At 53.2% G+C, this 23156-nt stretch carries 16 protein-coding genes; 10 read left to right on the top strand and 6 right to left on the bottom strand.

Annotated elements, in window-relative coordinates:
• Positions 1–8: 8 nt before the first annotated feature.
• From ACI6NM_RS06195 to ACI6NM_RS06185, 3 genes are all read right to left on the bottom strand, one after another.
• A complete protein-coding gene (locus ACI6NM_RS06195; protein ID WP_022273786.1) occupies positions 9–740 on the bottom strand; it encodes a hypothetical protein in 732 nt (243 codons plus the stop codon).
• Positions 737–1921, bottom strand: a complete 1185-nt coding sequence (locus tag ACI6NM_RS06190) for an AAA family ATPase (RefSeq protein ID WP_022273787.1) — start codon at positions 1919–1921, stop codon at positions 737–739. The genes ACI6NM_RS06195 and ACI6NM_RS06190 overlap by 4 nt, the downstream gene beginning before the upstream one ends.
• Positions 1922–2072: 151 nt before the next feature.
• Positions 2073–2426 (bottom strand): helix-turn-helix domain-containing protein, encoded by a 354-nt coding sequence (locus ACI6NM_RS06185; protein WP_022273788.1) that lies wholly within the window; start codon positions 2424–2426, stop codon positions 2073–2075.
• Positions 2427–2600: 174 nt separating this feature from the next.
• Here ACI6NM_RS06185 and ACI6NM_RS06180 point away from each other — a divergent pair, with 174 nt between their 5' ends.
• The gene (locus ACI6NM_RS06180; protein ID WP_438501077.1) at positions 2601–3569 is read left to right on the top strand and encodes a PfkB family carbohydrate kinase; all 969 of its coding nucleotides are present in this window, start codon (positions 2601–2603) and stop codon (positions 3567–3569) included.
• A 14-nt stretch (positions 3570–3583) separates the two neighbouring features.
• Here the strand turns inward: ACI6NM_RS06180 and sigG are convergent, their stop codons facing one another.
• Entirely contained in the window at positions 3584–4360 is a 777-nt protein-coding gene (sigG, locus tag ACI6NM_RS06175; RefSeq protein ID WP_022273790.1) for an RNA polymerase sporulation sigma factor SigG, read from the bottom strand.
• 114 nt (positions 4361–4474) lie between these two features.
• The gene (locus tag ACI6NM_RS06170) at positions 4475–5245 is read right to left on the bottom strand and encodes a type III pantothenate kinase (RefSeq protein WP_215652870.1); all 771 of its coding nucleotides are present in this window, start codon (positions 5243–5245) and stop codon (positions 4475–4477) included.
• A gap of 122 nt (positions 5246–5367) precedes the next feature.
• Here ACI6NM_RS06170 and coaBC point away from each other — a divergent pair, with 122 nt between their 5' ends.
• From coaBC to ACI6NM_RS06145, 5 genes are all read left to right on the top strand, one after another.
• The gene (coaBC, locus tag ACI6NM_RS06165; protein ID WP_262427480.1) at positions 5368–6579 is read left to right on the top strand and encodes a bifunctional phosphopantothenoylcysteine decarboxylase/phosphopantothenate--cysteine ligase CoaBC; all 1212 of its coding nucleotides are present in this window, start codon (positions 5368–5370) and stop codon (positions 6577–6579) included.
• Between the two features lie 100 nt (positions 6580–6679).
• Complete coding sequence (locus ACI6NM_RS06160) at positions 6680–8272, top strand: peptide chain release factor 3 (protein WP_022273793.1); 1593 nt, start codon at positions 6680–6682, stop codon at positions 8270–8272.
• Between the two features lie 30 nt (positions 8273–8302).
• Entirely contained in the window at positions 8303–8749 is a 447-nt protein-coding gene (locus ACI6NM_RS06155; RefSeq protein WP_215652868.1) for a GatB/YqeY domain-containing protein, read from the top strand.
• Positions 8750–8760: 11 nt separating this feature from the next.
• Positions 8761–10164, top strand: coding sequence for a dipeptidase PepV (gene pepV / locus ACI6NM_RS06150; RefSeq protein WP_158358354.1), 1404 nt, complete (start codon positions 8761–8763; stop codon positions 10162–10164).
• Positions 10165–10249: 85 nt separating this feature from the next.
• Positions 10250–11095 (top strand): hypothetical protein, encoded by an 846-nt coding sequence (locus tag ACI6NM_RS06145; RefSeq protein ID WP_262427481.1) that lies wholly within the window; start codon positions 10250–10252, stop codon positions 11093–11095.
• Positions 11096–11178: 83 nt separating this feature from the next.
• On the opposite strand, the gene ACI6NM_RS06140 is transcribed toward ACI6NM_RS06145, so the two are convergent.
• Positions 11179–12426: an IS110 family RNA-guided transposase gene (locus ACI6NM_RS06140; protein ID WP_178270157.1), complete on the bottom strand. Its 1248-nt coding sequence runs from the start codon at positions 12424–12426 to the stop codon at positions 11179–11181.
• 305 nt (positions 12427–12731) lie between these two features.
• Here ACI6NM_RS06140 and ACI6NM_RS06135 point away from each other — a divergent pair, with 305 nt between their 5' ends.
• The 4 genes from ACI6NM_RS06135 to addA all read left to right on the top strand — a co-directional run bounded on the left by ACI6NM_RS06135 (position 12732) and on the right by addA (position 23152).
• Positions 12732–13409 carry a hypothetical protein gene (locus ACI6NM_RS06135; protein WP_262427710.1) on the top strand — a complete coding sequence of 226 codons (678 nt, stop codon included), beginning with the start codon at positions 12732–12734 and terminating at the stop codon, positions 13407–13409.
• 91 nt (positions 13410–13500) lie between these two features.
• Positions 13501–15879: an N-acetylmuramoyl-L-alanine amidase family protein gene (locus ACI6NM_RS06130; RefSeq protein ID WP_262427709.1), complete on the top strand. Its 2379-nt coding sequence runs from the start codon at positions 13501–13503 to the stop codon at positions 15877–15879.
• Between the two features lie 189 nt (positions 15880–16068).
• Positions 16069–19503: a helicase-exonuclease AddAB subunit AddB gene (addB, locus tag ACI6NM_RS06125; protein WP_262427708.1), complete on the top strand. Its 3435-nt coding sequence runs from the start codon at positions 16069–16071 to the stop codon at positions 19501–19503.
• Entirely contained in the window at positions 19496–23152 is a 3657-nt protein-coding gene (gene addA / locus ACI6NM_RS06120) for a helicase-exonuclease AddAB subunit AddA (RefSeq protein WP_262427707.1), read from the top strand. The genes addB and addA overlap by 8 nt, the downstream gene beginning before the upstream one ends.
• The last annotated feature ends 4 nt before the right edge of the window (positions 23153–23156 follow it).

Genomic DNA, 23156 nt, shown 5'->3' with positions numbered 1-23156 from the left:
ATTTTTGTTTATCTGCCAAGAAGAGAGATATCTCGTTCAAATTCCCGTGCGCTCAGACAGAGTTCTGTTACCCGGTCCCAGTTTTTACAGACAACTGGGGCAAACTGTTCAAAAATCCGGGCTCGTTTGTTTTTTCCGGAAATTCGTATACCATGATATATCTTCTTCTTAGCGATGACATTTTCCCAGGGGTTTTCCATAAATTCAATTTCGGGCAGGTTATCGTAGGCGGCAGCGATCCAGGCTTCGGTGCTGTCGCAGGGGATAACGATGCAGGTACGGTCTATTTCTTTTAACCATGAACGGATCAAAGACTTCAGGTGTTCCATATAACTGGAAACGGGTGCGTTGTGCTCAGGGCAGGGAAGCAAGACAGGGCAGTTATTCCGGTATTCTGGTTTAATGTCACACTCCAAAGGATTCCGGATATTTTGGAGGGGGCATTTCACTGAGCCACACCCGCAATGGGAGACTTTCTCCTTTCTGGATACGTCACCATCCATCTGAATGACCAGAAAGTCCAACGTGGGCTGAATTTTATCCATAAGCTGCATCCGGATACTGGCGTAATCATGACACCATTTCCAGACGCCTTTCCATCCGTTTCCGTATTGTCCGCGCAGATCAGGCTCAGGCTGAAGCAGTACAAAATAGTTGGTATCTCCGGTTATAAGATTAATAACATTTTTAAGGATGATGTAGTCGGTTGGACCTTCACAAATAATCCCTATATTTTTCATAGCAGTGATGGAACACCTCCCAGTCTTCCGCTGATCCAGAGCCTGGATAAAGGAAGACCTTCATCGATCAGCTCCTGGGAAACAGAAATCCGCCGGATCTGGGCATATCCGTTACTGTCACGGTCTACGGCAAACAGCCGTATATCGTCATTCTGCAGGTCCAGTCCATCCAGTACCAGCGGATTATGGGTGGTCAGAAAAACATGCTTATTATTCTGGATAATCTGTTCACAGAACACCTGGATCATTTTTTTTGCCAGGCGGGGATTTAACGCGTGGTCAAAGCTGTCTACTGAGAAAATAGATGGACCCATGGGATGCATGGCAAGCGTCAGCATGAACAGGACATATAAGGCTCCCTCGCTGGCATCATAACCGGTAAAACGAGCGGTATCCTTCATATAGCGGTCTGTAAATTCAATGACCTGGCGTGTTGTGGGGATATTGGCGTTGATCGTTGTTTTTTTTGGCGTATCCACAGATATATCGGAGGCCCAGTCGATCATGTCAAGGATGTCATCCATATATAAATTTCCGAAAAACAGATCCCCGTCGTTTTCATGGATCAGTGTCCGGATCGCCTCGGCCAGACGTCCGCCATTCAATCCGACAGGAGAAACCTGATTGGGATCTGGGATCGTGCCTCTCAAAGTCAAGGTGTTTGGCTGGAAAATACCGTAAGATGAAAAATCCTCCGCGATTTTGCGGCCGGTTGTCAGTTCTGGGTCATTATCAATGAGAAAGAAGCCGATATAACTGTTGGACTGCTGCTGGGAGGCATTGCTGCGTCCCCATATTTTTTCTCCGTTCTGAAGAAATGCCTCAGAGTGGTATTTCCAATAGTCGGTATCAGTAGGAGTTGTCAGATGTACATCGTAACGGAATTTATCTGTACAGCAGTCATCTTCCCATTCCAGGGAAAGATCGATCATGGATCGTTGTCTCTTAAGATCCTTAAAACTGGATTTGTAAAGCGAGGGAATACTGAGGCGCACGCCTTTGCGCTGGAGGCTGGAAGAATCGACACGGTCGGTCATAGCCGCACTTAATAAACCGATCGCTTCCAGGATCGTAGTTTTTCCAGAACCGTTGGCACCGATAAATACATTGACTTTACCAGGTTCGAAGGCTGCGTTATACAGGGACTTAAAGTTCCCAAAAGTAATTTTTCGTATATTCATAATTGCTGCCCCTTTCTAAAATACAGTATAACATAATCCATGAATTAAATACAAACATTTTCCGGTGTTTAGCCATATCTAATCTTAGGATTACTGTGCTTGTAAAAATAAGGGGCAGCTGCGTATGGGAGAGAAGATGCGGCTGTCTGGTCTATGGGTATTCTTTTTCTTTATCAAGCTGAAGATAGAAGGCGAAGAGTTTCAAGGCACGCTTGATTTCTGTATCAGAATACTGGCGGCAGAGTATATTGAAAAATTTATAATTTTCTGATGAAGGGGATTCCTGTTTTCCGAATAAAAGATAATCAACAGAGACATGGCAGGTATACGCAATCTGGGCAACTACATCCAGACTGGCAGTACGTTTTCCCTGTTCAATCAGTGCGAGATAAGACGATGAAATATGTATCATATCAGCAAACACTTCCTGGGCTTTGTTCTGGGTATTTCTGAGTTCCCGGATCCGCTTTCCCATTGATTCCAGATCAACCGTATATGTATCCAATGGTGGCCTCCTTTTTTCTAAATATCTTATATTACATAATAAAATGGAAATATATGGAAATCATATCATTCTAAAATATAGAAAACATTTCTGCCCCCCATCATTCGTTCTTGAATCTGATCCCGTCCACTGCTATAATTTCTTTAAAATCTACCACACAAGGGGGAATTCACCATGTACGACGTGACAGCCATCGGAGAGCTTCTGATCGATTTTGCAGCCAGGGATACGGATGCGGCCGGGTATTCCACCATGAAGGCAAATCCGGGCGGAGCGCCGGGAAATTTCCTGGCGGCTCTAAGTAAATACGGGCTCCGGACGGCATTTCTGGGCAAGGTGGGAACGGACGCCTTTGGCGGGCTGCTCATAAATACCCTTAAGGAGGCCGGGATCGAGACAAAGGGGATCCGGCAGGACAGCTCGGTGCTCACGACCCTGGCCTTTGTTACCTTTGACGCCGGAGGAGACCGGTCATTCAGCTTCGCCAGAAAGCCGGGGGCGGATACGCAGCTTTCCTTTGAGGAGCTGGACCTGGAGATCATCGACCAGGCAAAGGTATTTCATTTCGGCACCTTAAGCCTCACAGACGAGCCGGTGCGCGCAGCAACGAAACGGGCGGTGGAATACGCCCGGAAAAAGGGAGGGTGGATCACCTTTGATCCGAACCTGCGGCTTCCCCTGTGGAACACGCCGGACGAGGCCAGGGAGCAGATCCTCTGGGGGCTTTCCCAGGCGGATGTGGTGAAGATCAGCGACGAGGAGGCGGAATTCCTCTGGGGGATCACCGACGAAGAGAAGGCGGCTGAAAAGCTCCAGAAGGAATTCGGCGTAAAGCTTTCCATGGTGACCATGGGCCCCAGGGGTGCGTATCTGTCCAATGAAAAGGCGGCCGCCCGGGCAGCTTGCCCCAGAGTGATGCCGGTGGACACCACGGGAGCCGGGGATATTTTCGGGGGAAGCGCCGTGGCCTGGCTTTTAAAGTCCGGGAAAGCGCCGGAGGAGCTGGATGAAAAAGAGCTGGCCGCCATGGGCGCTTTCGCATCCACAGCGGCCAGCCTGTCCACAGAAATGCCCGGAGGGATCCCCAGTATCCCATCGGAGGAGGCGGTCCTTAAAAAGCTCCGGGGATCAGAAGCCGTATAAAAGAAGGGGAGCGGTCAGGACAGATAGCTCCGCATGGTCTTCAGTGCATTTTTTTCCAGCCTGGAGACCTGGGCCTGGCTGATGCCCACCTCCTCCGCCACCTCGGTCTGGGTGCGGCCCTCATAAAAGCGCATGCGGATGATGTTCCGCTCCCGGTCCGGGAGCCGTTTCATGGCCTCGTTTAAGGAAAGCTGCTCAATCCAGTTTTCCTCCCTGTTTTTCTTATCGCTGATCTGGTCCATGACATAAAGGGGATCGCCGCCGTCGGTATAGACAGGCTCATAAAGGCTCATGGGCGTCTGGATGGCGTCCATGGCGTAGGTGATCTCCTCTTTGCTCAGACCCACCTCATCAGCGATTTCCATGATGGTGGGTTCTTTCATGTTCTTTTTCATGAGATTTTCTCTGGCGTAGATGGCTTTGTAGGCAGTGTCCCGCAGGGAGCGGCTGACACGGATGGAATTGTTGTCCCGGAGATACCGGCGGACCTCCCCCAGGATCATGGGGACCGCGTAGGTGGAGAAACGGACATTCTGGGTGATGTCAAAATTGTCGATGGCCTTGATGAGACCGATGCATCCGATCTGGAACAGGTCGTCCACGTTCTCGTTATTTCCGGAGAAGCGCTGGATGACGCTTAACACAAGACGCAGATTTCCTTTGATGTAATCCTCCCTGGCCTGCTTATCGCCGGCCAGGATCCTTTTAAAAAGCTCTTCCTTCTCTTCTGTGGTAAGTAACGGCAGCTTGGCCGTATTGACTCCGCATATTTCAACCTTATAACCGGACATATCCTTACCTCCTGGATCATTCTCTGGATTTTGCTATATTGAGAATGATGTACGGTTTTGGTAAGGATTATACCGGAGGCCGGCTGGTAAATTCTGCAGGCCTGTTTTAACGGGTTATTCTGTCATGTTCTGACGGTAAAGGATCAGAAGGCCCCGCAGCAGGAGATCCGCGTCGTAAATGATCTTATGGGTGCAGAGGGGAGTGATGAACCGGGACATGCCTCCAGTGGCCACCAGAGTCGCCGGTTCTCCTAATTCTGCCTCCATCCGGTCGATGAGCCCGTCCAGCATGGCGGCGTTGCCGTACATGATGCCGTTTCTCATACACTCGATGGTATTTTTTCCGATGGTCCGTTTGGGAACATCCAGGTTGATCCTGGGAAGCTGGGCCGTATTGGACACCAGGGAATTTAAAGAGACCTTGACGCCGGGCAGGATCACGCCGCCGATGTAGGAGCCTGCCTTATCCACCACATCCATAGTGGTGGCGGTCCCCATATCGATGATGATGATAGGGCCCTCATACTTCGCAATGGCCGCCACCGCAGCCACGATCCGGTCGCCGCCTACGGCCTTAGGGTTGTCCATTTTAATGTTTAAGCCGGTCTTCATGCCAGATCCCACTAAAAACGGCCGTTTTCCGGTGATCTTTTTTACGGCCGAGGAAAGAGGGGCGTTTAAGGGCGGTACAACGGAGGAGATGATGGAGCCCTCGATGTCGCTCCGTTTTACCTTGTGTATTTCCAGGATGTTTTTCAGCATGATGGCGTATTCCAGGCTTGTCTTGCGGTCGTCGGTGGTGATCCGCTCTTCAAAATATGTGGACTGGTCATCCAGCCCGCCCACGACGATATTGCTGTTTCCCATGTCTACGGCTAAAATCATAAAGAAAACTCCTTCCACATTTGAATCGTAAGTGATATAATTAAGTGCTATGTACGATCATTATTTTTTAATGAAAGTGATTTTACCACAAAATAATCGGAAATACAACGGAGGATTCCAAAATGTTGAAGGGAAAAACAGTGCTTTTATGCGTGACAGGGAGTATTGCGGCCTATAAGATCGCTTATCTGGCCAGCGCGCTGAAAAAATTAAGGGCCGATGTCCATGTGATCATGACAGAAAACGCCACCAATTTCATCAATCCCATTACCTTCGAGACGCTGACCGGGAACAAGTGCCTGGTGGACACCTTTGACCGGAATTTTGAGTTTTCCGTGGAGCACGTTTCCCTGGCAAAGCTGGCGGATGTGGTGCTGGTGGCTCCGGCCTCTGCCAATGTGATCGCAAAGCTGGCCCATGGCCTGGCTGACGATATGCTGACCACCACCGTCCTGGCCTGCACCTGCAAAAAGATCATAAGCCCTGCCATGAACACCCGGATGTTTGAAAATCCCATCACCCAGGATAATTTAAGGATCTGTGAACGGTACGGGATGGAGGTGATCTCCCCGGCCAGCGGCTATCTGGCCTGCGGGGATACGGGAGCCGGGAAAATGCCGGAGCCGGAGGTACTGCTCCAGTATATTTTAAAGGAGATCCGGTATGAAAAGGATCTGGCCGGGAAAAAGATCTTAGTGACCGCCGGTCCCACCAGGGAGGCCATCGATCCGGTCCGCTACATCACCAACCACTCCACCGGGAAGATGGGATACGCCATTGCGAAGACCGCTGCGTACCGGGGGGCCCAGGTGACTCTGGTCACAGGACCGGCGGAGGAGAAGCCGCCCATGTTCGTGGACCTGGTGCCGGTGGAGAGCGCCAAGGAGATGTTTGAGGCCGTGACCGCCAGGAGCGCAGGGCAGGACGCCATCATAAAGGCAGCGGCGGTGGCTGATTACCGGCCTAAATTCGTCAATACGGAAAAGACAAAGAAAAAGGACGGGGATATGGCGATCCAGCTGGAGCGCACCGACGATATCTTAAAGTGGCTGGGAGAGCATAAGAAAGAGGGCCAGTTCCTCTGCGGCTTTTCCATGGAAACGGAGCATATGCTGGAAAATTCCAGGGCAAAGCTGGAAAAGAAGAAGCTGGATATGATCGTGGCCAATAACCTGAAGGTGGACGGGGCTGGCTTCGGCACCGATACCAACGTGGTGACGCTGATCACCAGAGAAAAGGAGACGGAGCTTCCCAAGATGTCCAAGGAGGACGTGGCCGGAAGGATCCTGGACGCTGTTTTTGGAATGGAGAGGAAGGAGCCGGAGGATTTTTAAGACGGAACGGGTCTGGCCCAGATTATACTTGACGAATGGTGAATTTATTGGCAAAATAAGGATGTTGTGATTTTAAGACGTTTGAATTGGAGGTTTTCCATTGGCAGCTTTTGCAGATGAAATAAAGAGACGGCGCACCTTTGCGATCATTTCGCACCCGGACGCCGGTAAGACGACACTGACTGAAAAATTCCTTCTTTACGGAGGAGCCATCAATCTGGCGGGAACCGTAAAGGGAAGGAAGGCCACAAAGCATGCGGTCTCCGACTGGATGGAGATCGAGAAGGAGAGGGGAATTTCCGTTACCTCTTCGGTTTTACAGTTTAATTATGAAGGCTACTGCATCAATATCCTGGACACGCCGGGCCATCAGGACTTCTCGGAGGATACCTACCGGACCCTTATGGCTGCGGACTCGGCGGTGATGGTCATCGACGGCTCCAAGGGTGTGGAGGCACAGACCATCAAGCTTTTCAAGGTCTGTGTGATGCGCCATATCCCGATCTTTACCTTTGTGAACAAAATGGACCGGGAGGCCAGGGATCCCTTTGAGCTGATGAGCGAGATCGAAGAGGTCCTGGGGATCCATACCTGCCCCATCAACTGGCCCATCGGCTGCGGCAAGAATTTTAAGGGCGTATACGACCGTCAGACAAAGCAGATCACCACCTTCACGGCCGCCATGGGAGGCCAGAAGGAGGTGGCCAGCAGGACCTTCGACGTGGAGGGCGCGGATGTGGACTCCATCATCGGCCAGGATTACCACGCCCAGCTCAGGGATGATATCGAGCTTTTAGACGGAGCCAGCGATGAATTTGACCAGGAGTTAGTAAACCGCGGCGAGCTTTCTCCGGTGTTCTTCGGTTCGGCTCTGACCAACTTCGGCGTGGAGACCTTCCTGGAGCATTTCTTAAATATGACCTCCTCCCCGCTTCCCAGAAAGACTCTGGATGGCCAGGTGGATCCGTTTGATGAAAAGTTTTCCGCCTTTGTATTTAAGATCCAGGCCAACATGAACAAGGCCCACAGGGACAGGATCGCGTTCATGCGGATCTGCTCCGGAAGGTTTGAGGCTGGAATGGAAGTGAACCATGTCCAGGGCGGGAAGAAGATCCGTCTGACCCAGCCCCAGCAGCTGATGGCAGAGAGCAGAAAGATCATCGAGGAGGCGTACGCCGGAGACATCATCGGCGTATTTGATCCGGGTATTTTCTCCATTGGAGATACCTTATGCGCTCCCGGCGGGAAATTCCAGTTTGAGGGGATCCCCACCTTTGCTCCCGAGCACTTCGCCAGGGTGCGCCAGATGGATACCATGAAGAGAAAGCAGTTTATCAAGGGCATCAGCCAGATCGCCCAGGAGGGAGCCATCCAGATCTTCCAGGAGTTCAATACAGGCATGGAGGAGATCATCGTAGGCGTTGTGGGCGTCCTGCAGTTCGAGGTGCTGACCTACCGCCTGGAGAACGAGTACAACGTGGAGGTAAAGCTGGAGCAGCTTCCCTTTGAGTATATCCGGTGGATCGAGAATCCAGGCGAGGTGGATGTGGCCAGGATCCAGGGTACCTCCGATATGAAGCGGATCTGTGATCTGAAGGGCAATCCGCTGCTCCTGTTCATCAATAGCTGGAGCGTCGGGATGGTGGAAGAGAGAAACCCAGGCTTAAGACTGGCTGAGTTCGGACGGAATTAATTGATATTAATAAGGAAAGGAAGGGATCCTATGAGCAAGATCGAGCTTGTACGTGCAGCTATGGTAGAGGCCATGAAGGCCAAGGATAAGGACAGGAAGGATTCTCTGTCCATGCTTTTATCTGCTTTAAAGAATGCAGAGATCGACAAGCGTTCTCCCCTGACCGAGGACGAGGCCAATGCAGTGATCAAAAAGGAATTAAAGCAGACCAAGGAGACCATGGATACGGCCCCCGCAGACCGGACCGACATCATCGAAGAGGCCAGAAAGCGGATGGAGGTATACCAGGAGTTTGCTCCGGCAGACCTGACTGTGGACCAGATCACAGAGATCATAAACGGAGTTTTAAAGGAGCTGGAGATGGAAGCGCCGACGGCCAAAGATAAGGGACGGATCATGAAGGTCTTAATGCCCCTGGTAAAGGGAAAGGCAGACGGAAAAGTGGTCAATGAAGTGCTGGCCGGAATGATGAAATAGGAGGCAGAAACGTGTACAGAGAAAAAATAGACAAATTTATCGACGCCCATAAAACAGAAATGCTGGAGGATATCGCGGAGCTTTGTAAGATCGACAGCACCAAGGATTCCTACCGGGCAGGAAGGCCCTACGGAGACGGCTGCTTTGAGGCCCTGGGCGCAGCGCTCCACATTGCAGAATGCTACGGATTTTCCATCAACAACTACGACAACTATGTGGGAACGGTGGATCTGAACGATAAGGAAAAGCAGTTGGATATCTTAGCCCATCTGGACATCGTTCCGGCGGGAGACGGATGGACGGTGACAGAGCCCTTTGTACCGGTGGTAAAGGATGGAAAGATCTATGGCCGCGGAACTGCCGACGATAAGGGTCCGGCCATCGCAGCCCTCTACGCCATGCGCGCTGTGAAGGAGCTGGGGATCCCGGTGAAGAAGAACGTGCGTCTGATCCTGGGAACTGATGAGGAGTGCGGCAGCTCCGATATCCGCCACTATTACAGTGTGGAGGAGGAGGCCCCCATGACCTTCTCTCCGGACGCCAGCTTCCCGGTGATCAACATTGAAAAGGGCAGCCTCCACGGCCAGTTCACGGCGGAGTTTGAAAAGAGCCAGGCCCTTCCCAGAATGGTATCCTTTAAGAGCGGCACCAAGTCCAACGTGGTTCCCTCCAAGGCGGAGGCCTTATTTGAGGGACTGGACGGCTCCGATACAGAGGCCTTTGCCCATACCTTAGAGGCCGAGCTGGGGATCCGCTTTGACGTGACCTCTGAGGGCGGCTATATGAAGATCGAGGCCTTTGGGGAAAACGGCCATGCTTCCACCCCCTGGAAGGGGAAAAACGCCCTGACAGGACTTCTTGCACTGATCGAAAAGCTGGAGCTGGCGGAGTGCGGACAGGTGGAAAAGATCCGTGCCCTGAATAAGCTGATGCCCCACGGCGACTGGTTCGGAAAGAACCTGGGGATCGCCATGGAGGACGAGGAATCCGGCCAGCTGACCCTGACCTTCAGCATGCTGGAGATCACGGAGACCAGCCTTTCCGGTGATTTTGACAGCCGCTGCCCCATCTGCTCCAATGAGGAGAATACCTTAAAGCCGGCGAAGGCGGCCATGGCCGGGTACGGGATCTCTTTAAACAATGATTCCATGAACCCGCCCCACCACGTTCCCGGAGATTCCCAGTTTGTCCAGACGCTCCTTAAGAGCTATGAGATGTACACGGGAAGAAAGGGAGAGTGCATCGCCATCGGAGGCGGAACGTATGTCCACCACTTAAAGAACGGAGTTGCTTTCGGCGCGGCCATGCCGGAAACAGAAAATAACATGCACGGTCCCGACGAGTTTGCGGTGATCGATGAGCTTTTAATGAGCGCGAAGATCTTTGCGCAGGTGATTACTGAATTATGCTGCTAGAATAGAATGTCCTGCCGGTAAGATACGTCTTCCGGCAGGCGTTTTTGCTTTCTGGGGGCTTTAATTGCGGGGAGGGGGAGCCAGTATGGAAAAACGAAGATTTCATGAGCTGTTGGAGGCCCATTTAAGGGCCAGTGGATATACCAACTATGAATTTGCCAGGATCACGGGTATCAACCGGGTGAATATCCAGCGGTATCTGGCCGGAACGAGGCTGCCGGATCCGCAGATCTTTGAAGCGATCCGCCGGGAGCTGCGGCTGGGTGTCCGGGAGCACCGGGAGCTGCAGGAGGCGTATTACCGGGCTATGGATGGAGACGACGTTTATTTTATGCGGTGCATGATCCGCCGGATGCTGGAGGAGGCGGGAAATATATGCGGGATGGAGGCCGGATTTGAAACGACTCCGGAACCTCCGGGACAGATCAGCGCTCCGGGAATGCGTACCATAAACGGAGTGATCGCTGTGGAACGGTATCTCTGGAGTGCCATCTGGGAGAATCTGAGCGCCGGGAGAAAGAATGCGTATTTTTATGTGCCTGCGGAAAGCTGTATCCTGGCCAGGTTGCTGCCGGCGTTTTCACTGGACGGCCGCTCTGCCATGGGGCATCTGAATATCGTCCAGCTGGTGAGGCTTTCCAAGAGAGCGGAGGACAGCGCCGGAGACTATCATAACCTAAGGGCCGTTTATAATCTGATCCCCACCTATTACCAGGCCGGTGCCGCTTATGAAACCTGGTATTATTATCATGATCATCCATCCGGCGGCCGGGATGAGGCAGTTTTATATCCGTATTATGGGATCCTGGACGATCGGGTGATCCTGTTTTCCGGCAATATGGACCAGGCGGTGGTGGCCTATGAGCCGGAGGTGACGGACGCGTACCGCAGGAGCTTTTTTAAGGTGTATAAGATTGAAAATGAGAAGTAGAGGGTATCCATTCCCTTAATCGCATCACAAACAAGCCATCTTTCGGTGGCTGCTTTAAAAATTGAATATTGTGTATGTTAAGGTTATGCAGTTGCTGACTTGATCTTATAACCCTGGTTTCTGGCGATCATGAGTGCCTGCTCTACGGTAATCTCACGATCAACGGGAAGTAAATCGGATTTCTGATAAAGTTCTGCATTATAGTTTTCCCCGTTCTTCAACATGTGGTATAATGCGGTAAGAAGCATTCTTGCTATTGCAATGATTGCTTTCTTGTGACCGCGACGCTTTTTGAGACGGAGATAACGGTTACGCATTTCAGGATGCTTAGTACTTTTTACGACAGCGTTTGCGCACTGTACTAAAAGCGGTTTGATGTAGCATCCGGCCTTGGACACCCGGACAGATTTTTTCTTCCCTGCGCTTTCATTGTTGGTTGGTGTAAGCCCAGCCCATGAGCACAAGTGTTTCGCCGAAGGAAAAGCCTCCATATTGGTACCGATTTCGGAAATGATTCCGATGGCAGTGAAAGGACTGCTGATACCAGGAGCAGTTTGAAGAATGGTAAGTTCCTGCTGATAGGGAGCGGCGAGCGCAAGAATGAGTTCTTCAAGCTCTGCTTTCCGGGATTCAAGGTTTTCATAGTGAGCTTTGATCACCTTGAGTTTTCCAGCCTGTTCCGGAGTGATATAACCGTCAATGGCGTCACGGAGTTCCGGAAGTTTCTTTTTCAAACTTTTGTAAACGAGAGGCTCAAGGTCAAAGGAAGTATCTGCGGGATTTTCCAAAAGTTTATCCAGTATCGCCTGAGCAGATTTGCCGAAGGTGTCCGAGACAACGTTTCCCAACTGGATATTGGAAACCGTGAGACAGTTCTGCAAACGATTCTTTTCACTTGATTTGAAGCAGGTCAGTTTGAAGCGGTAACGCATGAGGTCGCGAAGCTGGCGAATGTCAGCAGGTGGCATAAAGCTTCCAGCAACAAGGTCATGCTTAAACAGGTCAGCAATCCATTTGGCATCTTTCTTGTCAGTTTTCTTTCCACGGATAGCCTTAACATATTTGGGATGAGCAAGGACAATCGAACAATCCGGTTCCAAGATGTTATAAACGGGGATCCAGTATTTACCAGTGGATTCCATACAGACATCCTTGCAATTCCGGTCGAGTAGCCATTGTAACAAAGTTTTCAGACCGCTCGTGTAGGTCGAAAACCGATGACTCTCATAAGAGGTAATGCCTTTGTCGTTAGTAGAAGCGATACAGGCAACTACAAAAGTCTTGTGGACATCAATGCCACAGCAGATTTTGTACACGATTTTTAAAGCCATAGGGACTCCTTTCAGAACCAGAAGGTTCACTAAAGATTATAGGGAGAGACGGCATTGACTGAACGCCTAAGCTATAAACGAGAATGTTTATACAAAGATAAGATTACGTGCTCTTAGGTCACACTTATTTGTGCTTGAAAAGGCGGACTACACATATAAAAATACGGTCATCCGGCAAGCCGGACAGCCCACTCACCTCCCCGTGATTTGTAGTATACCGAGTTCCCTATAAGAAAAATTATAAAGAAAAAATAAGCTCAGGAAAACATTTTCATAACGTTTTGTGCCTGAGCGAAGCGAAAGGAATGGATATAAAAAATGGCAGGAACGGCTGTCTTGCCAGATACTTCCGTGACATTTTCCAGGTACTGGACTGGATGCTGAAAAGCGACAATGGCCCCGTGAGCCGCTGTTTTCTGGAATACCAGCCATGCTTTGTCCTTTGGGCAGACCGGGAGCTGGCAGAGCGTGTGGCAGCGCCGGGGCTTCCCGGCAGGAGCCTGGTGATCGATGGGATCATGAAACGCAGGGAGCAGGTTGCTTCCGGAGCAGAGCTGATCCATTATTTTACGGAGGACGGGCTCCGGGAATTTGCAGAAAACGGCCGGTTCGCCGATTATCCGGAGGAGTACGTCCGGGCGCTGACAAGGGAGGAAAGGGTCAGGATCCTGGATGGGATGCTGGCAGATATGGAACGGCCGGGCTGTGATATGGGGATCGTAAAGGAACAGAGCCTTCATCTGACAAAAATGCTGAATATTTTTGTCAGCAGCGCCGTGGGAGCCAGTCTGGTCCTGTACGACCCGGAACAGGGCTTCCATCAGCTCCTGATCCAGGAACCGTCCATTACCCAGGCGTTTGACACATATATCCGTGGAATGCGGGACCATGGGGAGGTGTACTCCAGGGAGGAGACGGAGGCCATCGTCAGAAAATACAGGGATGGTCTGAAAGATGGTGGTACAGTTGCCGGTACACCTTGATAGACCGGAACCTTCCGACTATACTTAAAATAGTATGTAAAAATTGGAAATTCTGATTTTTACGTCAAAATAAGTACAAGGAGGAAGGGTTATGAGAAAATGTACGAAGCGATGGCTTCTGCCGGTGTGTGCAGCAGCCATGACGCTGGCAGCCGGATTTTCTTCCCTGGCGGCGGAGACTGTGAAGGTCACGGTTCCCAATGTGAAGGGGGGATATCTGGAAGTCGGCTATTTCGATGAGGAGACAGGAAATGAGGTATGTCTTCCGATCGGAGAGGTAAGTGAGGTCCCAAAGGGAGTAGAACTGGATATAACCGCGAATCAGATCGCTTATCAGACATCCCAGACGGAGGAGATACGGACATTCGTGCAATCGGCCTCTGTAAATGGAAGCCCCATGGAGATTGACGATCCATATTATCAGCAGTGGTCTATAATGGCAGACAGTGATCTGAAGCTGGATGCAGTATTTAAGGGGCTCCGGGCGGAACTGTATGAGAGTGCATTCTCAAGGAAACGGCTGGCGTTTAAGGAGTCCTGTACTGGTGTAACTGGGATGTACAACGCCGGTGCGTTTCCCAATAAACAGCTGACCATATATGAAATGGAAAACAGGAAGGATCACGGATATTCCGGCGTACAGGGACTGACGATAGATGAAGTAAGATTTAATAATGAAGAGGTTGATAAGGCCCTGTTTTCAATCGATGGAAATGGAGTATTCCGTGCCACAAAGCCGCTGGAAACAGGCATATATCGTATCTATGTTTCCTATGCGTTCAATAACCAGAGATATGAAGATGTGTATTTATCTGTGTATGTTGGTCCCAGGATTACGGCAAGCGTTCCTTTGGCGGTATACCGTGAACCGATGGATCGTGATTACATGGAAACGATACTCTCAGAGAGAGACATAGAAGCTCAGGCGAAGCCTGACGATACCTTTAAAGCTGTCTTTGATGGAATGGAACAGACGGGCAATATGCTGCGCTTGCAGGGGTATACGGCAACAGGAATTGGTTTTTATACCAATGGAGCATATAAGAGCCTGATGGATAGAAAGGTGCGGGATATCGCGGAGGAGAGGGATCCGCGGGTTTACCTGGAAATGATGTATAAGGGCTATAAGCCCGCAGAGATCCAGCTTCTGGGAGAGGAGGATATCGTTCCCGAAGAGGTAGAGCCCGGCTGGCACCAGCAGAACGGCAAATGGTATTTCTACGAGACAGAGGATCCGGCTTCCCTGGTGAAGAACCAGTGGATCACTTGTCCCGAAGGAAATGGATGTACTGAGCAGGTATGGGTTGGGGCAGACGGCGCCATGGCAGTAAACGGCGTGGTAAATGCCCAGGGGAAAAGCTATTTAGTTGCAGAAAATGGACACAAGGTAAAGGGGAAGACAGTTACGCTCAACGGTGTGACTTACACCACCGATGGGGATGGCGAGATCACGGAGGCAAAGGTGATCCTGGCAACCCCCAGCAACGCAGCCGAGGCTCTGGCCCAGGCAGATAAGGTCATCGCAAATGCGGACATTATGAGCCAGGACGAGAAGGAACAGGCGGCTGACATGCAGACAGAGGCATTAAAGACAAAGATCGATATTACAAAGCTCACAGCCGACCAGGTGGCAAAATACGAGGCCCTTTATCTGGCTGTCTACGGAGCGGATAATATTGAAACAGAGCCTTCAGACGCTGTGGGCGGCATTGCGGCAGCAGGACTTACCTCTGAGGATTTTGCAGAGGGCGGCGGAAAGGTGACCATTGAATATGCGACAGAATGGCCCGCCACCTCCAGCAACGCCCGGGTAAGAGGTTCTGTAAAGCTTCTGGTCAACGGTAAGGAGAGGAAAACGCTGACGGCTCCTGTGACCATGACCGTGGAGATCCCGGACTACTTTATCGCATCTTACAGCAACGCTTCCTATAATTATGAAGTAGAGGGCGTTGATAAGGCAGACGTGGATGGAGAAAAGGGAACGGTGAAGATCACCATTACAAAGCTGGGTGCCTTTGATGTGAAGGCAGTGAAGAAGCCCAGCCGTCCGTCCGGCGGCGGAAGCAACAGCGGAAATTCCCACTCCTCCGGAAGGGCGAGAGTGAAGGCTGACTTCTACAAAAGTGGAAAATGGGTCATGAACGAAAAGGGCTGGTGGTACAGCTACGACGACGGGACCTGGCCTTCCAATTCTTGGGTATACCTGCCCTGGAAGGACACCTACCAGTGGTACTATTTCAACGGTGAGGGCTATATGGTGACCGGCTGGCATCACTGGCAGAACAACTGGTACTATCTGTATCCGCAGGCGGACGGCAACCGGGGCTATATGTTCACCGGCTGGCATGAGATCGGCGGCAAGTGGTACTATTTCAGCAAAGTGAACGACAGTTCTCTGGGAGCCATGGCCTATGACACCACGACTCCGGATGGCTACAAAGTAGATAAGGACGGAGCCTGGATCCAGTAAACGCAGCCAGTGATCGCAGGCTTTGGGGAAAGGGAGACGCAGAGATGCGTCTCTCTTTTTTTGCACCATAATTAAAAATTCCAACCGCAGCCCATAGACCCGGGAGCCCAACCGCGGTATAATGTCTGGAAAACAGGTATTATACCATCGCGCACCGCGACACCATAAACGACCACACAGGAGGTATCCATGGCACTTTCTCTGATCACCGGCGGCTCGGGAGCCGGGAAAACGGAATATATTTATAAGAAGGTCATCGACTGGTCCATGAAGGAGCCCCAGAGGCAGTTTTTTGTCATCGTACCGGAGCAGAGCACCATGCAGGGGCAGAAGGATATCGTCCGCCTGCATCCGCGCCGGGGCACCATGAATATTGATATCGTCAGCTTTGAGCGTCTGGCCTACCGGATCTTTGGGGAACTTTCCCTGCCCCAGCCGGAGATCCTGGACGATACGGGAAAGACCATGGTCTTACGGAAGCTGGCGGGAGAGCAGAAGGACCAGCTTCTTTTATTTTCTGCCCATCTGAACCAGACGGGCTTTATCGATGAGATCAAGTCCATGCTGTCGGAATTTTACCAGTACGGCGTCACGCCGGAGGCCCTAAAGGAGCAGATGGAAAAGGGAGACATGGGCCAGGTCCTCCAGGGAAAGCTCACGGATATGAATGTGATCTACCGGGCGTTCCAGGCGTTTATGCGGGAACGGTATATTACGGCGGAGGAACTGCTGGACGTGCTGTGCCGGGTGGCGGAGCGCTCCAGGCTTTTAAGGGACAGCGTTCTGGTCCTGGACGGCTATACGGGCTTTACTCCGGTCCAGTACCGGCTTCTGGGCCAGCTCCTTAAGCTGTGCCGGGAGATGTATGTGACGGTCACAGCCACCGGGGACACGGATCTTTATGGCCCCGGCGACGAGGCGGACCTGTTCGATATGAGCCGGAAGATGGCCGGGAAATTAAAGCGTCTGGCCGAGGAGAACGGCGTGGCTGTGGGGCAGGATATCCGTCTGGCAGACCGGCCCTTGAAACGGTTTTCCCTGCGGCCGGAGCTGGATCATCTGGAGCGGACCATGTTCCGGTATCCCTACCGTCCCTGGGGAGGTCCTGCGGAGGGGATCCGTCTGGTCCAGGCGGAGAATCCTGCGGACGAGGTGGATTTTGTGGTGAACCAGATCCACCGGCTGGTGAAGAAGGATGGGTTCCGTTACCGGGAGATCGCCATTGTCTGCGGGGATCTGCCGGGGTATGAAAAGGAGATCCTGCACCAGTTTGAGGAGAACGGGATCCCCCTGTTCCTGGACAGCAAAAAGGACGTGTCCGGGAATCCCTTTATAAGGCTTATGAAAAGCGCCCTGGAGATCCTGCGGAGGGGCTTTGATTATGAAAGCATGTTCCAGTATCTGCGGACCGGACTGGTGACGGAGGAAGAGGAAAAGACCGACCGCCTGGAAACGTATGTGCGGGCCATGGGGATCCGGGGCTTAAAAAACTGGGAAGGCCAGTGGGAAAAGACCTTTGAGGGCGGCATCCGTCTGAACCTGAAGGAATTAAATGAATTTAAGGAAGAGATATTGGGGCCGCTGAAAGCGTTTAAGGAAAAGGCCGGAGAGCGCGGAACACCGGTTGGCACGGTGACGGAGGCCCTGGCGGAGCTTCTCCAGTCTCTGGAGGTGGAGCGGAAGCTTCTGGACAAGGCGGAGCAGTTCCGCAGCCAGGGAATGGAAAAGGAGGCCCGGGAGTATGAGGAGATCTACGGCCTGGTCATGGAGCTGTTTGAACGGCTTTATGAGCTCCTGGGGACCGAGGCGGTGTCCAGAAAGGAGTATCTGGAGATCTTAAGCGCGGGGCTTTCGGAGCTTAAGGTGGGCATGATCCCGGCAGGAGCCGACCGGGTGGTGGCGGGAGATCTGAAAAGGACAAGGCTTTCGGGGATCCGCGCCCTGTTTTTTGTGGGGGTAAATGAGGGCGTTGTCCCGGCAGACACAGGAAAAGGCGGGATCCTCACAGAGCAGGAGCGGGAGATATTAAAAAGGAACGATCTGGAGCTGACGCCCACGGCCAGGGAAGAGGGCTTCATGCAGCGGTTTTACCTGTATCTGATGATGACGAAGCCGTCGGAGCTTCTGACCCTTTCCTATCCGGTGCTTTCGGCCTCTGGGAAGACCCTGCGGCCTTCCAGCCTCATAGGCCAGATGAAAAAACGGTTTCCGGCGGTTCCCGTACAGGGGGCCTCAGAGCTTAAGGAGGCGGCCATCCACAGGACCGCAGCAAAGCGGGCAGTCATAAGCTGGCTCCAGGATCCGGAGTCCATGGAACGGGACAGGGAAGCGGCCATGCTCTACGGGCTTTTGTCCCGGGAGAATCTGGAAAAGGAGCGGATGGAAGCCCTGGCGGAGGCATGTTCCTATTCGTACAGGGAACACGGCATCGGCCGGGAGGCGGCCAGGGCCCTTTACGGGACCATTTTAAACGGCAGCGTCACCAGAATGGAGGGATATGCGGCCTGCGCCTACGCCCATTTTTTGAGCCATGGACTGGAGCTTAAGAAACGGCGGGAGTATGAGCTGGATTTTTCGGACATGGGAAACCTGTTCCACCGGTCCATCGACCTGTTTTTCAGTGAGGTAAGGGCCAGAGGCATGGATTTCTGCGCCATCAGCGACGAAAAGCGGAGAGCCCTGGTGAAGGAATGTGTGAGCCAGGTGGCTCTGGAATACAGGAATACGATCCTAAAGAGCTCTGCCAGAAACAGCTATCTGGAGCGGAAGGTGGAGCGGATCGCAGACCGGACCATCCGGGCCCTGATCCATCAGCTGCGGAAGGGCGATTTTGAGCCGGAGGAGTTTGAGGTGGATGTGAGCACCCGGATCCCCTTACGGGGCGGGGAGGCGTTGAACCTGCGGGGACGGATCGACCGGATGGACATTTTAGAGGAGGAGGACCGGGTCCTGGTAAAGATCATGGATTATAAGTCCGGGAGCACCTCCTTTGACCTGTCCCTGCTTTACCATGGACTCCAGCTCCAGCTGGTGGTCTATATGGACGCGGCCCTCAGGCTGGAGGAAAGGCTCCATCCGGGGAAAAAGGCAGTTCCCGCAGGGATCTTTTATTATCACATCGACGACCCGGTGATCGAGCGGCAGGGAGACATGACGCCGGAGGAGATCGAAGCGGGGATCCTTAAAAAGCTCCGGATGAACGGGCTGGTCAACAGCAGCCTGGATGTGATCCGCCATCTGGACCGGGAGATCGAAAAGGAGTCGGATGTGATCCCAGTGGCCTTAAAGGACGGGATCATCCAGGAGACCCGGTCGTCAGTGGCTGGGGGAGAGCGGTTTTCGGCCCTTTCCACCTTCGTTTCCAGAAGCCTCCGGGAGATGGGAGACGAGATCCTTTCCGGTGTCGTTTCAGTGAATCCCTGGAAGCAGGGCCAGAGGACTGCCTGCGATTACTGCCCCTACCACAGCATCTGCGGCTTTGACCTTAAGACCTCCGGATACGGGTTCCGGAGATTTAAATCCATGAAGCCGGAGGAGATCTGGAAGGAGATCGAAAAGGAGCTGGAAGAGGAGGAACCGGAGGAGGAGACCATGGACCAGGAGGGAGGAACGGAAAATGGCTGAAATGAAATGGACGAAGGAGCAGCAGCAGGTCATCGACGCCAGGGGAAGGAATCTTCTGGTGTCGGCAGCGGCGGGCAGCGGAAAGACGGCGGTGCTGGTGGAGCGGATCGTCCGCATGGTGACGGACCCGGACCATCCGGTGGACATTGACCGGCTTCTGGTCATGACTTTTACCAATGCGGCGGCGGCAGAGATGCGGGAGCGGATCGGGGATGCCCTGGAAAAGCGGCTGGAGGAGGAGCCCGGGGACCGGAACCTGGAGCGCCAGACCAGCCTGATCCACCATGCGCGGATCACCACCATCGACAGCTTCTGTCTGAAGCTCCTCAGGGAGCATTTTAATGAGCTGGACATTGATCCGGGGTTCCGCATCGGCGATGAGGGAGAACTTCTGCTCCTCCAGGCCGATGTGATGAAGGAGCTCCTGGAGGACTATTATGGCCGGGAGGATGGCCGGTTCCTGCGGTTCGTGGACACCTACGCCTCTGGAAAGGCCGACGGCGGCCTGGAGGATTATATTTTACAGGTGTGGAGATTTTCCCAGAGCAACCCCTGGCCGGGCCAGTGGATCGCCGCCTGTAAAAAAGAGCTTTCAGAGGAGACAGACGGGGATCTGGACGGATTGGAGACCGCAGAATGGATGCGGTTTCTGGTGCGGGATGTGAAAAGGCAGGCGGGCGAGTTTGCAGAGCAGCTGGCAGAGGCCCTGGAGACTGCCGGGGAGGAGAACGGCCCCCAGGCGTATATCCCCATGCTCCAGGAGGATCTGCGGGCCATGGAGCGGCTTTCGGAGGCAGAAACGTATAAAGAGATCTGCGGGATCCTCTCCGCCCCCATGTTCGGCCGCCTGGCCGCTGTGCGGGGAAAGGATGTGGACCCGGAGAAAAAGGAGGCCGTTTCGGAGCTCCGGAACCGGGTCAAGGACGGCGTAAAGAAGATGAAGGCCCTTTATGTGCCGGAGGACCCGGAACGCATCTATGGGGACCTTTTAAACAGCCGGGAGCCGGTCCTCATGCTCCTGGAGCTGGCAGAGGAGTTTACAGCCCGGTTCCAGGAGGCCAAGGAGGAGAAAAATCTGGTGGATTTCAATGATCTGGAGCACTTTGCCCTGGATATCCTCACTGCCGGTTCCCGGGACCACAGCCCTGGCCCGGCGGCCGACGAGCTGGCAGGGCTTTACGAGGAGATCCTGGTGGACGAGTACCAGGACAGCAACGAGGTCCAGGAAACGCTGATCCGCCTGATCTCCAGGGAGCGGTACGGGAAGCCCAACGTGTTCATGGTGGGGGATGTGAAGCAGAGCATCTACAAATTCCGCCTGGCAAGACCGGAACTTTTTATGGAGAAATATGAGTCCTACAAAAAAGAGGAAGGGCCGTACCAGAAGATCGAGCTTCATAAAAACTTCCGGAGCCGTCCGGAGGTGCTGGCCTCTGTCAATGACATTTTTTACAGCATCATGACAAAGAGCCTGGGGAACATCCAGTACACGGAGGACGCGGCCCTGTATCCGGGGGCGGGATATCCGGAGACGGAGAGAGAGGGCCAGGCCAGGACGGAGCTGCTCCTTCTGGACACCGGGGAGGACCTGTTCCTTTCCATGGATGAGGAAAAGGCCGATCTGACGGAAAAGGAGGCTGAGGCCAGGCTCATTGCCTCAAAGATCCGGGAGCTGACGGATCCGGACCGGGGGATGAAGGTATGGAACGGAAAGGAGGGACGGTATGAGCCCTTAAAACGGCGGGATATCGTCATCCTCTTACGGAGCTTAAGCGGATGGGCTGAGGAATTTTTACGGGTCTTAAGCGCCGAGGGGATCCCGGCCTTTGCTGATTCCAGGACGGGATATTTCACGGCTGTGGAGGTGGAGACGGTCTTAAATATGCTGGCCGTCATCGACAATCCCATGCAGGATATCCCTCTGGCCGGAGTTCTTAGATCGCCAATAGGCGGGCTTACGGACCATGATCTGGCGGTGGTCATGGCAGAATTTAAACGGTGTGCGGACAAGGGCCAGGATCCCGGCTTTTACGGGGCGGTCCGGCATTTCCTGGAGGCCGGTGCAGAGGCCTTTGCGGAGGATGAATTATATAAAAAACTGGAAAAGTTTCAAAAACTCCTTCAGATCCTGCGGAAGGAGGCCGGATATCTGCCGGTCCACCGGCTGATCTGGAAGATCTTCGAGCGCACCGGCTATTACGATTACGTTTCTGCCATGCCGGCGGGAAAGGCGCGCCAGGCCAACCTGGACATGCTGGTGGAAAAGGCCTGCGCCTTTGAGGCCACCAGCTACCAGAGCCTGTTTGACTTTATCCGCTACATCGAGCGGCTGAAAAAATACAATACGGATTTCGGAGAGGCGGCCAGGGCCGGGGAAAACGACGATACGGTGCGGATCATGAGCATCCATAAGAGCAAGGGCCTGGAGTTTCCCGTGGTATTTTTAGCCGGGGCCGGAAAGAAATTCAACCGGCAGGACGCCAGGGGAAAGATCCTCATTGACGATAAGCTGGGGATCGCCACAGACTACCTGGATCTGGAACGGAAGGTGAAGGCCCCTACGCTTAAGAAAAATGTCCTGAGCCGGAAGATGAACCTGGAGAGCATGGGGGAGGAGCTGCGGATCCTCTATGTGGCCATGACCAGGGCAAAGGAAAAGCTGTTCATCACAGCCGGAGACCGGTATCTGGGCCGCCATGCGGAAAAATGGGGCGGGATCTCCGGAAGGCGGGAGCTGCCGTTTACATTCTTAAGCGCTGCCGGTTCCTATCTGGACTGGCTTTTAATGGCCTCGGAAAATGCCAGGGCCTCTCTTTCCGTCACCTGTATCCCAGCGGAGGAGCTTCTGAAGGAGGCGGCCAGGAGCCAGGCCTGGAAGGCGGAGACGTACCTGGAGCTTAAGCGGCTCAGGGAAGAGGGGGAGCCCTGTCCTCCGGAGGTCCTGGAGCAGCTTTGCCGTCCCTATCCCCATGAGGCGGACATCGGGCTCCATGCCAAGATGTCGGTTTCAGAGCTGAAGGAGCAGGGACAGTTTGTAGACGACGGAGAAAGCGATTTCCTTCCCACGGTCCCGGCCTTTCTCCGGAAGGGAGAGGAAGAGGAACGGGAGCAGGGCCGTATTTCCCGTCCCGGCGGCGCAGTCCGGGGAACGGCCTATCATCGGGCCCTGGAGCTTCTGTCCTTTAAGGATGCGGTCTCTTTCGGGGATCTGAAGGCGCAGCTGGATGCCATAAAAGCCCAGGGACTTATGGCAGAGGAGGCCCTGCGGCTGGTACAGCCCGGCGTTCTCTGGAGGTTTTTCCAGACGCCCCTGGCAGAACGGATGAGAAGAGCGGACGAAGAGGGAAGGCTTTACAAGGAGCAGCAGTTTGTGGTGGGGATCCCCGCCCGGGAGATGGACGAGGCTGATTCCGACGAGCTGGTGCTGATCCAGGGCATCATCGACGCCTGGTTTGAGGATGAGGACGGGGCTGTGCTGGTGGATTATAAAACAGACCGGATCGGAGAGGGGGAGGAGGCGGTGCTTCTGGACCGCTACCGGCTGCAGCTCATTTATTACAGACGGGCCCTGGAGCAGATCACAGGAAAAACGGTCCGGCAGGCGTTTCTTTATTCCCTGGCGTTACAGAAAGAGATCCCGGTATTTTAAAAAT

The organism is Pilosibacter sp. YYHA0881 (assembly GCF_051602715.1).
GTDB classification, from domain to species: domain Bacteria; phylum Bacillota; class Clostridia; order Lachnospirales; family Lachnospiraceae; genus Alitiscatomonas; species Alitiscatomonas aceti.
The sequence above is the reverse complement of the archived record's forward strand: the minus strand, read 5'-3'. Positions and strand labels throughout refer to the sequence as shown.

What these genes read in the sequence shown, in the direction of transcription:
- ACI6NM_RS06195 (WP_022273786.1), bottom strand. Translation starts at nt 740, where the DNA reads ATGAAAAATATAGGGATTATTTGTGAAGGTCCAACCGACTACATCATC.
- ACI6NM_RS06155 (WP_215652868.1), top strand. Translation starts at nt 8,303, where the DNA reads ATGAGCAAGATCGAGCTTGTACGTGCAGCTATGGTAGAGGCCATGAAG.
- addB (WP_262427708.1), top strand. Translation starts at nt 16,069, where the DNA reads ATGGCACTTTCTCTGATCACCGGCGGCTCGGGAGCCGGGAAAACGGAA.
- ACI6NM_RS06180 (WP_438501077.1), top strand. Translation starts at nt 2,601, where the DNA reads ATGTACGACGTGACAGCCATCGGAGAGCTTCTGATCGATTTTGCAGCC.
- ACI6NM_RS06145 (WP_262427481.1), top strand. Translation starts at nt 10,250, where the DNA reads ATGGAAAAACGAAGATTTCATGAGCTGTTGGAGGCCCATTTAAGGGCC.
- ACI6NM_RS06140 (WP_178270157.1), bottom strand. Translation starts at nt 12,426, where the DNA reads ATGGCTTTAAAAATCGTGTACAAAATCTGCTGTGGCATTGATGTCCAC.
- sigG (WP_022273790.1), bottom strand. Translation starts at nt 4,360, where the DNA reads ATGTCCGGTTATAAGGTTGAAATATGCGGAGTCAATACGGCCAAGCTG.
- ACI6NM_RS06190 (WP_022273787.1), bottom strand. Translation starts at nt 1,921, where the DNA reads ATGAATATACGAAAAATTACTTTTGGGAACTTTAAGTCCCTGTATAAC.
- ACI6NM_RS06135 (WP_262427710.1), top strand. Translation starts at nt 12,732, where the DNA reads ATGGATATAAAAAATGGCAGGAACGGCTGTCTTGCCAGATACTTCCGT.
- addA (WP_262427707.1), top strand. Translation starts at nt 19,496, where the DNA reads ATGGCTGAAATGAAATGGACGAAGGAGCAGCAGCAGGTCATCGACGCC.
- coaBC (WP_262427480.1), top strand. Translation starts at nt 5,368, where the DNA reads ATGTTGAAGGGAAAAACAGTGCTTTTATGCGTGACAGGGAGTATTGCG.
- ACI6NM_RS06170 (WP_215652870.1), bottom strand. Translation starts at nt 5,245, where the DNA reads ATGATTTTAGCCGTAGACATGGGAAACAGCAATATCGTCGTGGGCGGG.
- ACI6NM_RS06130 (WP_262427709.1), top strand. Translation starts at nt 13,501, where the DNA reads ATGAGAAAATGTACGAAGCGATGGCTTCTGCCGGTGTGTGCAGCAGCC.